The sequence below is a fragment of the Ferrovum myxofaciens genome (assembly GCF_013181415.1).
GTDB classification, from domain to species: domain Bacteria; phylum Pseudomonadota; class Gammaproteobacteria; order Burkholderiales; family Ferrovaceae; genus Ferrovum; species Ferrovum myxofaciens.
Window position 1 is genome coordinate 1,100,349 of record NZ_CP053676.1, and the last position, 13,139, is coordinate 1,113,487.

The 13,139-nt window shown below is 56.9% G+C and carries 15 protein-coding genes and 1 tRNA gene; all 16 read right to left on the reverse strand.

The window, feature by feature from the left end:
* Positions 1 to 564 carry a lipoyl(octanoyl) transferase LipB gene (gene lipB, locus HO274_RS05350; protein WP_082783060.1) on the reverse strand — a complete coding sequence of 188 codons (564 nt, stop codon included), beginning with the start codon at positions 562 to 564 and terminating at the stop codon, positions 1 to 3.
* Between the two features lie 96 nt (positions 565 to 660).
* Positions 661 to 933 (reverse strand): YbeD family protein, encoded by a 273-nt coding sequence (locus HO274_RS05355; RefSeq protein ID WP_273121964.1) that lies wholly within the window; start codon positions 931 to 933, stop codon positions 661 to 663.
* Positions 926 to 1,768: a D-amino acid aminotransferase gene (locus HO274_RS05360; protein ID WP_273121966.1), complete on the reverse strand. Its 843-nt coding sequence runs from the start codon at positions 1,766 to 1,768 to the stop codon at positions 926 to 928. Before HO274_RS05360 ends, HO274_RS05355 begins: the two co-directional genes overlap by 8 nt.
* Positions 1,765 to 2,892: a D-alanyl-D-alanine carboxypeptidase family protein gene (locus HO274_RS05365; protein WP_273121968.1), complete on the reverse strand. Its 1,128-nt coding sequence runs from the start codon at positions 2,890 to 2,892 to the stop codon at positions 1,765 to 1,767. The genes HO274_RS05360 and HO274_RS05365 overlap by 4 nt, the downstream gene beginning before the upstream one ends.
* Before the next feature lie 46 nt (positions 2,893 to 2,938).
* Positions 2,939 to 5,221, reverse strand: a complete 2,283-nt coding sequence (locus tag HO274_RS05370) for a putative bifunctional diguanylate cyclase/phosphodiesterase (RefSeq protein ID WP_273121969.1) — start codon at positions 5,219 to 5,221, stop codon at positions 2,939 to 2,941.
* A complete protein-coding gene (locus tag HO274_RS05375; RefSeq protein WP_273121970.1) occupies positions 5,199 to 5,561 on the reverse strand; it encodes a hypothetical protein in 363 nt (120 codons plus the stop codon). Before HO274_RS05375 ends, HO274_RS05370 begins: the two co-directional genes overlap by 23 nt.
* A gap of 81 nt (positions 5,562 to 5,642) precedes the next feature.
* Positions 5,643 to 6,905 carry a beta-ketoacyl-[acyl-carrier-protein] synthase family protein gene (locus HO274_RS05380; protein WP_273121971.1) on the reverse strand — a complete coding sequence of 421 codons (1,263 nt, stop codon included), beginning with the start codon at positions 6,903 to 6,905 and terminating at the stop codon, positions 5,643 to 5,645.
* 39 nt (positions 6,906 to 6,944) lie between these two features.
* Entirely contained in the window at positions 6,945 to 7,202 is a 258-nt protein-coding gene (locus tag HO274_RS05385) for an acyl carrier protein (RefSeq protein WP_035416987.1), read from the reverse strand.
* A gap of 6 nt (positions 7,203 to 7,208) precedes the next feature.
* Positions 7,209 to 8,042 (reverse strand): alpha/beta hydrolase, encoded by an 834-nt coding sequence (locus HO274_RS05390; protein WP_051861873.1) that lies wholly within the window; start codon positions 8,040 to 8,042, stop codon positions 7,209 to 7,211.
* A gap of 117 nt (positions 8,043 to 8,159) precedes the next feature.
* Entirely contained in the window at positions 8,160 to 9,251 is a 1,092-nt protein-coding gene (gene ychF / locus HO274_RS05395; protein ID WP_062187201.1) for a redox-regulated ATPase YchF, read from the reverse strand.
* Positions 9,252 to 9,263: 12 nt separating this feature from the next.
* A complete protein-coding gene (pth, locus tag HO274_RS05400) occupies positions 9,264 to 9,845 on the reverse strand; it encodes an aminoacyl-tRNA hydrolase (RefSeq protein ID WP_273121972.1) in 582 nt (193 codons plus the stop codon).
* 41 nt (positions 9,846 to 9,886) lie between these two features.
* Positions 9,887 to 10,552: a 50S ribosomal protein L25/general stress protein Ctc gene (locus HO274_RS05405; protein ID WP_031595645.1), complete on the reverse strand. Its 666-nt coding sequence runs from the start codon at positions 10,550 to 10,552 to the stop codon at positions 9,887 to 9,889.
* A 69-nt stretch (positions 10,553 to 10,621) separates the two neighbouring features.
* Positions 10,622 to 11,572 (reverse strand): ribose-phosphate pyrophosphokinase, encoded by a 951-nt coding sequence (locus tag HO274_RS05410; RefSeq protein WP_031595644.1) that lies wholly within the window; start codon positions 11,570 to 11,572, stop codon positions 10,622 to 10,624.
* 35 nt (positions 11,573 to 11,607) lie between these two features.
* Positions 11,608 to 11,682: transfer RNA gene (locus HO274_RS05415), tRNA-Gln, on the reverse strand.
* A 6-nt stretch (positions 11,683 to 11,688) separates the two neighbouring features.
* On the reverse strand, positions 11,689 to 12,546 hold the full coding sequence (gene ispE / locus HO274_RS05420) for a 4-(cytidine 5'-diphospho)-2-C-methyl-D-erythritol kinase (protein WP_031595643.1): 858 nt from the start codon (positions 12,544 to 12,546) through the stop codon (positions 11,689 to 11,691).
* Complete coding sequence (gene lolB, locus HO274_RS05425; RefSeq protein WP_197456278.1) at positions 12,543 to 13,133, reverse strand: lipoprotein insertase outer membrane protein LolB; 591 nt, start codon at positions 13,131 to 13,133, stop codon at positions 12,543 to 12,545. Before lolB ends, ispE begins: the two co-directional genes overlap by 4 nt.
* Between the last annotated feature and the right edge of the window lie 6 nt (positions 13,134 to 13,139).

The window sequence follows — 13,139 nt, forward strand, 5'->3', positions numbered from 1 at the left end:
TCACCGGCCCTCCTCCCCATCCAGTTGCTGCCGTATTTTCTGCATGAGCGCTGCGCGCAATACGGGAAGCGTTTCTGTCACTCCCAGATCCCTTGTCTGTGTCACCGGAGTGCCCTTCAACCCGCAGGGATCGATGCCCGCAAAAGGCTCCAGATCCATGGCCACATTGAGGGCCACCCCATGATAACAGCAACCCTGGCTCACCCGCAGTCCCAGGGCCGCCACTTTGGCTTCCCCCACATAGACTCCAGGGGCTCCACTTCGTCTTTGAGCCTGAATCTGGTAGGGCTCCAGGATCGAAATCACAGCTTCTTCCAAATGGTGCACCAGCGCCCGGATGCCCAGTGCACGCCGACGCAGATCCACCAGACAATACACGATGGCCTGTCCCGGGCCGTGATAGGTGACCTGACCGCCGCGATCCGTCTCCACCACGGGAATCCTCCCGGTGTGGTGCAGGTAACTTCGTTGCCCTGCCTGGCCCAACGTGTAAACCGGCCGATGTTCCAGTCCCCACAACTCATCCAGGGTATCCGCCTGGCGCTGAGCAGTCCAGTCACGCATGGCCTGCCAAACGGTTTCATAGGCCAGCGGGGCAGGGAAACTACGGGTGACCCAGCGTTCAAACCGTTCCCTTTGGCCAGCGGGAAAACTGTTCAATTACAGTACCATGACCACGTCCGGATGGCCGGATAAAATCCGATACAAACCGTCCAGTTGTTCCCGCGAGGTCGCCCTGAAGGTACAGGTCACACTCAGGTATTTTCCCCCGGAACTGGCCCGCATCTCCAGATTTTCCGCAGAAAAATCCGGAACGAACTGCAGGACGATATCCAGTACCGTCTGGGCAAACCCATCCGTTCTCAATCCCATCACTTTGAGAGGAAATTCGCAGGGAAACTCGAATATCTCCTCACGGGGGACCTCAGCCATGACTTTTCAACGCCTGATAGGCACTCAGCAAACGCAGCCCAATGGGACCGGGTTGACCTGTTCCCACGGGCTTTCCGTCTAGCCTGGTTACCGGAACCATTTCTCGGGTACTGGAGGTGATCCAGATTTCTTCGGCGGAACGCACCTCCTCTTCGCTGACCGGGCGTTCGGCATGGGCAATCCCCAGTTGCACCGCCAGGTGCAAAACCAGGTCCAGCGTGATTCCGGCGAGGAGAAGATGGTTCCGGGGCGGAGAACACAGCACTCCCTCCACCACCAGCACCACATTGCTGGCCGCCCCTTCGGTCAGAAAACCGGTGCGCAACAGCAGGCATTCCACTGCACCCTCATCCAGCGCCTGCTGACGCAACAGCACATTGGCCAACAGCGCCGTGGTCTTCAAATCACAATGCAGCCACCGATCATCCACCCGGGTCACCGCGGCCACCCCTGCCTGCACCCATGCCGGCGGCACCGGCGTCAAAGGCTTGCTCATGGCAAATACCGTGGGAGGAACCTGGAGGGGGAAGCCATGGTCCCGTGGAGCCGCGCCGCGGGTCACCTGAAGATAGAGGGACTGGTCGTCCGTGGTCGCTTCCTGAACCAGACGTTCCAGCAGGGACACCCAGGCGGTTCGCACCAGAGGATTGTCCAGACGAATCCCGGCCAGGGAATGTTCCAAACGGTCGAGATGGGCCTCCAACGCCAAGGGCTTTCGCCCATACACCGGGATCACCTCATAAACCCCATCCCCAAACAGAAAACCCCGATCCAGCACCGAAACCCGCGCCTCTTCCAGAGGCAGAAAGATACCATTCAGGTAAACCTGGCTCATTTCAGCATCAACCTCACTGTATCCCACGTGCGTGTAAAAACATTCCCGGCCGGAATACTTTCCAACGCCACCAAATCTGCCCCATTCACCCACTGCTCGGCATAATAGACTTTCAGGGCCCCCATTTTCTGGCCGACATCCACCGGTGCCACCACGGGCTGCAGGGTGGTCAACACTTCCCGGGTCTCTTTTTCATGTCCAATGGGTGTGGTTACCCAGATATCCCGTGCAAACCCCACGGAAACCGTGGACTTCCCCCCCTTGTAAGCATCCAGGACACGCACCGGCACCCCCTTTCGAAAAAGGGTACGGGATTCGAAAGCCTGAAACCCCCAGTTGAGCAACTTTTGACTTTCATTGGTGCGAGCCAGATCGCTATTGGTTCCCAGTACCACCGCCAGTAAGCGCCGCTCGCCGCGCCGCGCCGAAGCAATCAGACAAAAACCTGCAGAATCCGTATGTCCGGTTTTCAACCCATCCACGGAGGGATCGATCCACAACAAACGGTTGCGGTTGGGTTGCGTGATCCCGTCATAGGTATACTCCTTCTGCCCATAGAGCGGGTAGTACTCAGGGAAATCCCGAATCAGCGCTTGTGCCAGGATCCCCAGGTCATGGGCGGTACTGTAATGCTGGTCATCGGGCAACCCCGTGGCATTGACGAAATGAGTATTCTCCATGCCCATGGCATGGGCCATGGCATTCATCCGTTCCACAAATTTTTCTTCCGTTCCTCCCACGGTTTCGGCCAGAGCCACTCCCGCATCATTACCCGACTGGATGATCAAACCATGCAGAAGATCCGTGACGCTCACCGCTTTGCCTGCCTGGATGAACATGCGGGAACCGGGCATATGCCAGGCATGAGTGGAGGGAAACACCCGCTGTTCCGGATTGATTTTCTGTTCCCGCAGAGCCTTGAAGACCAAATACGCGGTCATGAGTTTGGTGAGTGAGGCGGGCTCCATCCGCTGATCGGGGTTCAAACTGGCCAGGGGCTGGTTGCTTTCCACCTCCACCAGGGTATAGGCACGGGCTGCGATGAAAGGCGCCACCAAGGGGGTGTCGGCGAAAGCCGCAGTCACCCCGGCCAACCAAAAAAGCATCAAGAAGAATAACCGCATGACCTGTACGTGCCTCTGAAATTGGTCCGTGATTATACGGCCCACGTCACATTTCTGCCGCATACTTTCCGGAAAGCATGAAATTTAACCAGGAGGCGGCAAAATCGGAAGCAGACACCGGTGGACCGTAGTAGTACCCTTGAACTTCCTGGCATCCGTGTTCTCTCAGAAAATCCACCTGTTCCTGGGTTTCCACGCCCTCCGCAACCACTCTCAACCCCAGATGTTGGGTCATGGCCAGTATGGCAGCCACGATGGCTGCGTCGTTTGGGTCATGGATGATGTGGCAGATGAACTCCCGGTCTATCTTGACCACGGCCAGGGGCAACTGTTTCAGATAACTCAGGGAGGAATAGCCGGTCCCAAAATCATCCATGGCAAAGCGTATCCCCAGACCCCTGATTTGTTCCAGCAAACCGAGGGTGGCTTCCGTCTTCTGGATCATCAGACTTTCGGTGATTTCCAATTCCAGGGCCTCTCCGGGTATGCCGGATTCCGTCAGACACTGTTTGAGCGTATTGAAAAATTCCCCATCATGATGGATCTGCCAGGCCGACACATTGACAGCCACCTTCAGAAAATACCCTTGTCGGCGCCATTCTCCGGCCTGCCTGCAGGCCGTATGCAGGACCCAGGCGCCAATGGGAATGATGACTCCGGTTTCCTCGGCCACCGGAATGAATTCCAGGGGGGCCACCAACCCCAATTCTTCATTGGTCCAGCGCAGCAATGCTTCGAAACCCACGATCCGTCCGCTCTGGATATCGATTTGTGGTTGATATTCCAGGAACAATTCTCCCCGCGCCAGCGCCTGACGCAAATGAAATTCCAGGCGCAAACGTCGCTGGACCGCCAGGTTTTGTGAAGTCGTGAAGAACCGGAAGGCATTCTTGCCCACGGATTTGGCATGGTACATGGCCACATCTGCCCGTGACATCAAGGATTCAGGCGTATGACCATCTTCCGGAAACATGCTGATCCCCACGCTCACCGTCACACAGGTTTCATGATCGGATTTCGGCAAACGAATGGGTTCCCGCACGGCTACCACGATCTTTTCTGCCACTGTGGCCACATCCTGTACCGAGTCCACCTCAGGCAACAGGATGATGAATTCGTCTCCCCCCAGGCGCGCCACCGTGTCGCCTTCGCGCAGGGCATCCGTCAATACCCCTGCCAGGGCTTTCAACAGTTCATCCCCCGCCGCATGACCGTAGGTATCATTGATCCCCTTGAAATTATCCAGATCGATGAACATCAGGGCCATTTTGCGGCCATGACGCTGGCTGTTGGCCAGTACTTGACGCAGACGGTCTTCGATCAACCCCCGATTGGGCAATCCGGTCAGTACATCAAAATGGGCCAGATAATCCAGATGCTGTTGGGTCTTTTGCATCTCGCGCATTTCACGGGCATTTTCCAGCACCATGGAGAGGGAATTGGCAAAACTCTTGGCCAGCAATTCATCTTCCTCGGCGAACTCCTTCCCTTCCCATTTTTCACACAGGTAAATACGCCCATAGACCTTGCCTCCATGGGAAATCGGGACAGCCAGCAAGGAATGCATCACCGGATGCCCCGGGGGGAATCCCGCACTGCGCGGATCCCTGGACAGTTCCGGGAGACGAAGCACCGTATCCTCGCGAATGACAACCCCCAGCAAGCCCCGTCCTTCAGGGAAAGACCCGATATCAGCCACCTGCTGCTCGGTCATTCCGGTATGATGAAAACTGAGCAGTTCGCCCTTCCCGTCCATAATGCCGATGGCACCGTAACGGGCCTGAAGCAGTTGGGTCAGGGCCTCGATCCCGTGTTGCAGAAGATCGGCTTCGAGGGAAGTATGGGAAAGCACCCTGAGCAGGGTGCGGGAGGCTTCGTGCAAACTGGACAGCCGGAAAGTCCAGGAGGCCAGTTCCTCCTTGTCATGCACGATCTCCTGGTTGAGGCGATGGGTTTCCCTCAGCAGACGGGATTCCTGCTGCAACAAGGCGCGCAGGATACAGTTGCGGGTCACCAGGCCGATGAATCCCCCCTTCTGATCCAGCACCGGCAGGGCATCCACCTTCCATTGATCCATTTCCCGCAACGCATGGGCCACCGAACTCTTGAAAGACAAAACATGGGTGGTACGGTGCTCCACCAGATCCGCATAAATCCAGCCGGGATGAGCCGCTTTATCCGCCGGGGAGGCCAACCCACAAAATTTTCCGCTGCTTATCGATTCGGAAAACACCGCCACGAAAGGACCTTCCGAGCCTTCCGGCCGTTCGCTATCGAGCCTGCGCGGCACATCCTTCAGCAGACAATCAATCAGTTTGAGTGTCTTCATGGGCGCGCGTCTGAACCTGAACCTTGATCTCCAGTGTCACGTGAAGCACTTCCTCTGACCCCATCATGGGCCGGATGTCCTTCAGCACGAAACGGATCAATTCTTCCTTGGGAACCCTGCGCAACAGGGCGCTTCGTACCAGAATATCACTCAGAACGGGATCATCCGGAATTTCGATATGTTCGTAGGGACTTTTGATCAACAATTCCAGGGCACGACGCAGGGCAATACACCCAACCGGAGAATTTCGTCCCAAAATCAGCATATCCCTGATGGGGGGGATGGCGTATTCCATCACTTCCGCACTGATGGTCCATCGATGATTGGCCACTGCTGCCATGGTTAGTGCCCCTGAGTATTCTGTTATGGTTATATCATAGTTACGAATCCCTCGTATGACGGAAGACCTGCACCAGAAACCTCAGGGAGACACCGTGTAGCGTCGAGCGATCAGGACCGCATTATTCCCCCCGAAGCCGAAGGAATTGCTCATGATGGTATTCAATGCAGGCAAGGCCCGGGCACCTTCGGTAACGTAGTCCAGATCACAGGCCGGATCCGGCGTGGTCCAATGGGCCGTGGGCGGAACGATGCCCCGCCGCAACGCACCCAGGGCAGCAACCATTTCCACGGCGCCTGCAGCCCCCATCAAATGGCCATGGAGGGCCTTGGTGGCACTAATGGGAATATGGGCCGCGTGATCTCCAAAAACAATTTTGAGCGCCCGGGTTTCCACTCCATCCCCCACCACCGTCCCCGTACCATGGGCATTGATGGCATCTATCTGATCCGGTGCCAGATGGGCCATGTGCAGGGCCTCCTGAATGGCGCGGGCCTGTCCCCCGGCATCGGGCTGGGTAATATGTCCCGCATCGGTGGTATTTCCGTACCCCACGATTTCCGCCAGAATGGTGGCCCCCCGTGCCTGCGCTGAACTTTCGGATTCCAGAATCAGCGCGCCCGCCCCTTCTCCCAAAATGAATCCGGAACGATCCCTGGAAAAAGGACGACAGGAGGTTTCGGGATGCACGGGATCGGGTTTGGCCAGAGTCTGAAGCGATTCCCAGGCTTTCATCACCCCCAGGGTCAGCAAGGCCTCGCTTCCCCCGGCCAGCGCATAGCGAACGCGTCCGTGCCGTACCGCCAGGAATGCTTCGCCCAGCGCCACCGCAGAGGAGGAACAGGCCGAACTGTAGGTGAAACTGGGACCACGGATCTTGAATTCGATGCTCAACTGCCCCGCAGATCCATTGGCCATGAAAGCCACGATGGTGGTGGGACGGGGACGGGCCTGAGCATCCAGAAAAGATTCATGATAGGCCTGCTCCAGGGTGGTGGCCCCCCCAATCCCGGTTCCCCAGAACAGTCCGCAATGCAGACCTTCGTCTCCGGAAAAGTCCAGACCCGCCTGGGTCAGCGCTTCACCCGCCGCCAACAGGGCCAATTGAGCCACCCGATCGAGGGTCAAACGACGCAACTTGGTAAAACGGGATTCCACTGGAATCAGAACCGGCGCGGCCAAGGCAGAGTTTAAAGACTTCGCCCAGGGAACTTCCAGAAAACGGACACCGGAACGCCCCTCTTCCAAGGCCCGGACCAGTACTTCAGCTCCTTCTCCGAAGGGACTGAGGACTCCCACCCCCGTCACGACAACGCGTTGCACGCCTGCAGATTCTGTATTCATGAAAGCGAATCCATCAAGAACCGATTGGAATATGGGTAATCAGTCTGCCTGGTCCAGACTGATGCCCTGTTGAACCACCAAGGTATCCACTTCACGGGCGATGTCTCCCACCGTCTTCAAAGGCACCGGTTCTCCCGTCATTTTCAAATCGAATTTATCTTCCAGCATGAACATGAACTCCACCGTCGCCAGCGAATCCACGCCTAATTCTTCCAATTTGGAATCTGGCTGAACCTGTTCCTGGGTCAGTCCAAACTCCTCCACAAGCATTTTTTGTATGATGGGTAATGAACTCATGTTTTGTTAGCCCGCCAACCGCAACTTGGGACGCTGTTTCAGGTCATGTCGATCTGATTGTTGCGCTATGAAAGCCAGCGATTCCAGGGCTACCCGCTCCTTTTCAAAATCCATGGTGATGATGTGATAACAATTATCGAGAAGAACCTTGCGCACCTGAAGGGAAGAAATCCCCCCCTCGATCTGATCCGCATTCTTCGGACTGGCCAGATCATCCTCGACAGCATGCATTATAAGGGTAGGCGCATGGATTTTGTGTAAGTTTTGACGTACCGACTTCATCAACTTCTCGGTTTCGAAGACCCCCTTGAGGGGAGAACGGGAGGAACCGATGGCAGAAGTTCCTCGTTTTTCCATCTGGGTCGCCACCCATTGACGAATTCGTTCATCCTTCAGGCCATAGGGCGGTCGCTCTGCCAATGACACAAAATAACGGAACGGCGTGTAATAACCCAAATACTTGAGCCAACGCATGCGCGTCACATTCCAGCCGTCATAACGCAGGGGTGCCGAATACAGGCACAACGCATGCAGATCACTACTGCGCCGGGTTGCCAGGTTCAGGGCCAGATTGGCGCCAATACACAAACCTGCTACACTGACCTGATCATGTTCCCGGCGCAATAAATCGAAATTCGCCTCTACCTGCTCACTCCAGTAGGTCCAGGGTGTCGTGCCACTGGGCACGGCTTCATCAAATACCGAATAGCCTTGAATATTGGGAATATGCACGGTATACCCCCCCACCACACATAACTTGCGGCCAATATACTGGAGTTGCTGGGGCGTTCCGTACAAGCCATGTAACAGCAATACGGCCCCCTTCCCCTTGCCTTCCATGTGTATCGTTTCGATGATCCACCTCCCGAACATTGATGGGAATATCACCCACCAGAAACACCTTTCATCCTACTCTAAAATCCAGGTCCCAACTGTTTCATACAGCACAGAGATGAATTACACATTGAATCTGAAGTGCATGACATCCCCATCCTGCACCCGGTAGTCTTTACCCTCGAGACGCATTTTCCCGGCTTCTCTGGCCCCGGTTTCACCCCGACAGGCAATAAAATCCGGATAGGAAATCACTTCAGCGCGGATGAAACCCCGCTCAAAATCGTTATGAATGACTGCGGCGGCTCGAGGCGCGGTGGTTCCCACCGGAATGGTCCAGGCCCGCACTTCCTTGACGCCCGCCGTAAAATAGGTTTCCAGTCCAAGACAACGGTAGGCCGCCCGAATCAACCGATCCAATCCAGGCTCTTCCATTCCCATATCCGCCAGAAACAAGGTTTTGTCTTCTGGTTCCAAATCCACCATCTGGGCTTCAAGCGCCGCGCATACCGGCACAACCCAGGCGCCCTCGCGCCGGGCACGCTCCTCCACCTGCGCCAGGAGCGGATTATGGGCAAATCCGTCCTCCAGCACATTGGCCACATACAGGAGGGGCTTGGCCGTCATCAGGCACAGAGGTTTCAGGGCTTGCAACTGATCCTCGTCCAATCCCTGGGCCCGTACCGCATGCCCCTGATTCAATCGTGCCTCCACCTGCGTCAGCAACCCCTGTAACTGTATGGCCTCCTTATCCCCGGCACGGGCCATTTTCTGGGTTCGAACCAAAGCCTTTTCCACGGTGGAAAGGTCGGCCAGGGCCAACTCGGTATCGATGGTATCGATATCCTCCAGAGGCGACACCCGTCCCGCCACATGAATCACGTTGGAATCTTCAAAGCACCGCACCACATGGGCAATGGCATCGGTTTCCCGGATATTGGCCAGAAACTGGTTCCCCAAACCTTCCCCCTTCGATGCCCCGGCCACCAATCCCGCGATATCCACGAACTCGGTGACGGCAGGCACCACCCGTTCAGGACGAACAATGTCTGCCAAAGCCACCAGACGAGGGTCCGGAACCTCCACGACGCCCACATTGGGCTCGATGGTACAAAAGGGGTAATTCTCGGCGGCGATCCCCGCCTTGGTCAGGGCGTTGAACAAGGTCGACTTCCCCACGTTGGGTAATCCAACGATCCCGCATTTCAAACTCATATTCCATACTCCTCAAGGAGGGGGCAGCGGTTTATGCAACTCGTTCATGGCCGGGTGAAATTGCCCCGACATCACCAAAGGAAGAACAGACAGGCCACGTTCCAGAGCCTGCTCGATGGCAGCCTGCTCCTCTCTCGAGGGACGGTGCAGAACATAGTCCGCCACCGGTTGGCGCTGTCCGGGATGACCGATACCGATGCGCAGACGCCAGAAGTCGGGACTCCCCAACTGAATGATGAGATCCTTCAATCCATTGTGCCCCCCGGACCCCCCGCCTTGTTTCAAGCGGGCCACCCCAGGGTGCAGGTCCAGTTCATCGTGCAGCACCAGAATTTCCGGCACTTCGATCCGATAGAAATTGGCCAGGGCGGCCACCGACCGCCCACTCAAATTCATGAAGGTTTCAGGACACAGCAACCAACTGGAAAAAGGATTTTCAACCTTGGCCATCCGCCCCTGGAAGCGGGATTCGCGGCGCCAATCCAGACGCCATTGCCGGGCCAGGGCTTCGATTCCCCAAACCCCGGCATTATGGCGAGTGTCCTCATAGGCCGCCCCCGGATTTCCCAACCCAACGATCAGACGGATGGGCACCTTCCCTCACCCATTCATGCCGGTTAATAAAGAGACGGCGTTTACTTCTTTGCTCCCTTGGCGGCATCGGCAGGCGCTTTCTGGCTGATGGCGGGAACATCCGCCACCGACACTGCCGGCACCAGATCTTCCTCGGCACGGGCTGCACGGGGTAGAACTGCCGCCACCACCGCAGGGTTTTCGCCTTTATGGAGGGCGGCAAATTCGATGCCAGCCGGCGCTTTCAGATCGGCCAGATGGAAAGGATGAGCCACCGTCAGATCATGCAGATCCACTTCGATGTACTCAGGCAAATCGCCCGGCAAACAAAGAACTTCGATTTCCGTCAGGATATGGCTGATGATGGCCCCGGACTGCTTGACCCCTGGAGAGTTATCGCCGTTGATGAAGTGGAGCGGAACCTTGGTGTGCAACTTGCGATTCACATCCACCCGTTGAAAATCCACATGCAGGATCAGGGATTTGAATGGGTGTCTTTGAACATCGCGCAATAAGGCCGGATGGGACTTCCCGTCCAGATCGAGGGAAATCACGGAAGAATGAAAGGCTTCCTGACGCAACTTGTGAAAAAGTTCGTTATGATCGAACTCGATAACCAGTGCTTCCTGGTTATCCCCGTATAAAATACCGGGTACCCGGCCGGCCCGGCGCAGGCGGCGGCTCGCTCCGGTGCCCTGCGCAGTGCGATGTGTAATCGTAATTTCCATGATTCGTCCTTTAGTGATTGAGTGTTTAAAACCCCCGACCGCGACCAGTCGGAGGGACGTACAAAAATATCATTCCATAAACAGGGAACTGACCGAATCCTCATCGCTGATTCGGCGCATGGTTTCTGCCATGAGTTCTGCGATGCCGATCTGGCGAATTTTTTTGCAGGCGAGAGAAGCGCCCACCAGAGGAATGGTATCTGTCACCACCACTTCATCCAGAGCAGACTCGTCGATCCGCTGGGCGGCACCGCCCGACAAAACCGGGTGAGTAATATAGGCCAGGACCCGCTCCGCCCCATGGGTCTTGAGGGCCTGCGCTCCGGCGCACAGTGTATTGGCCGTATCCACCATGTCATCCAGAATGATGCAGGTCCGCCCCGCCACATCGCCAATTACATTCATGACCTGAGCCACGTTGGGTTTGGGACGACGTTTGTCGATGATGACGAGATCCGCTTCCAGACGTTTGGCCAACGCCCGGGCACGTACCACTCCGCCCACATCGGGAGAAACCACGGTCAGACCCTGATAACCGGCACGCCAGATATCCCCCAGCAAAAGCGGCGTGGAATACACGTTGTCCACGGGTATATCAAAAAAACCCTGAATCTGATCAGAATGCAAATCCATGGTCAATACCCGATCCACGCCGGCGCCTTGCAGCATGTTCGCCACCACCTTGGCCGAAATGGCCACCCGGGCCGAACGGGGGCGCCGATCCTGACGGGCATAACCAAAATAGGGAATGGCCGCCGTGATCCTGGCTGCGGAGGCACGCTTCAACGCATCACACATCACCATGATTTCCATCAAATGGTCGTTGGTGGGTGCAGAAGTGGACTGGAGAATGAAACAATCCCGTCCCCGCACATTTTCGAGGATTTCCACCATGACCTCTCCATCGCTGAAGCGCCCCACGGTGGCACGCCCCACGGAAATGTTGAGGTAAGCCGCGACTTCGCTTGCGAGTTTGGGATTGGCGGTGCCGGTAAACACCATCAAATCGGTAGAAGACATGAAACTCCTGACAAACGACGGCTAAACTGAATGGATGGCAGGGGAGGTAGGGATCGAACCTACGAATGCCGGAATCAAAATCCGGTGCCTTACCACTTGGCGACTCCCCTGCAGCACTACCCTGTCGTGCACAACGGATGACCTTGTCGTCCGCGTGCCACAAAACCCCGATACTCCGGAGGGAACCTCTTCAACACCTGGTTTGCCTCGTGGCAGGTCAAAAAATCCAGAAAACAGCAACCGCCTGACCCACTCATCCGGGCAACTCCAAATTCCCCCATCCAATCCAGCAAACGCGCCACTTCAGGGTGCATACGCCGGACCACAGGCTCCAGATCGTTGCCGATCTTCCTTCCAGAAAAGTCCCGTATTTTGACGGGTAATGAGTTTCTTGTCAAATCCGGAGAGGAGAACACGGCCTGGGTCGACACGGAAACGCCCGGCACGCCAATGACGTACCAGCGTTCCGGCACCGGCACCGGCGCCAAGGCTTCCCCCACCCCCTCCGCCAATGCACTTTCTCCGCCGATAAAAACCGGCACATCCGCGCCTAATTCAAGCCCCAGACGGGCCAGACGGGCACGTGCCCAATGAATTCCCCAAAGTTGATTCAAAACCAGCAAGGTTGTCGCCGCATCCGAACTACCGCCACCCAACCCGCCGCCAATGGGAATACGCTTGTGCAAACGCAGCCGTGCGCCCAATCTCACGCCGGCCTGTTCCTGCAACAGTCGCGCCGCTTTCAGGGTCAGATCCTGAACTTCGGGGACTCCTGGAATCATTTCCGCCCGCTCGATCCGCCCCGAATCCAGCACTTCACAGTCGAGCGTATCCCCAAAATCCAGAAAAGTGAAGAGCGTCTGCAAGGTGTGGTAGCCGTCCGCACGCCGTCCTGTGACTTTCAGGAAAAGATTGAGTTTGGCAGGCGCGGGTGCCTGCCACCAGGCTCCTTCGCTTTTTCGGCCCCCGTTCATTCCTTCTGTTCCAGCACCCAGTGATCAACCTTGATCCGGATCTGCAAATCCTCCCGCACCAGGCGAATCGTCCCCGGCAACCATTCACCGCCCACGGCACGCCAGTCGGCGTAGGTCATGACCCAACCCTGCTGGGACAGGCGCTGTGGATGATGCTCGGCATCCCGTTCGACCTGGGCGGGCAAACCGGGATCCGCCTGGCCGCGCAACCACCAGGGCAACCCTTGCAGGGGCAGGGCATACCCCAGAACGGTTTGTGTCAACGTTTCAGGATCGCCGGCACGATAGTCACGATGATCCGACAGGATCAAATGGGTTTGCAAGGGGGAACTGTCCACCAGGGCTACGGTGGTACCCAGGGGCGAACGCAACTCCAGGTGCTGTTCCATCCCTCCGCGCAACTGCCATTCCAACTGGCCGCTCTCGCTCCCCGTCGGTTGCCGCACGGCGATGCGCCCTTCCAGCCGCCAACTCTGCACCGTGCCTTGTCCCAGGGTCAAATCTCCCTGGGGACCGGGACTCCACAGAGCGCAACCACTCAAAAGAGAGAGCGCGCACCAAAGAACCGTCCACGCCCCCTTTTTCATGACACT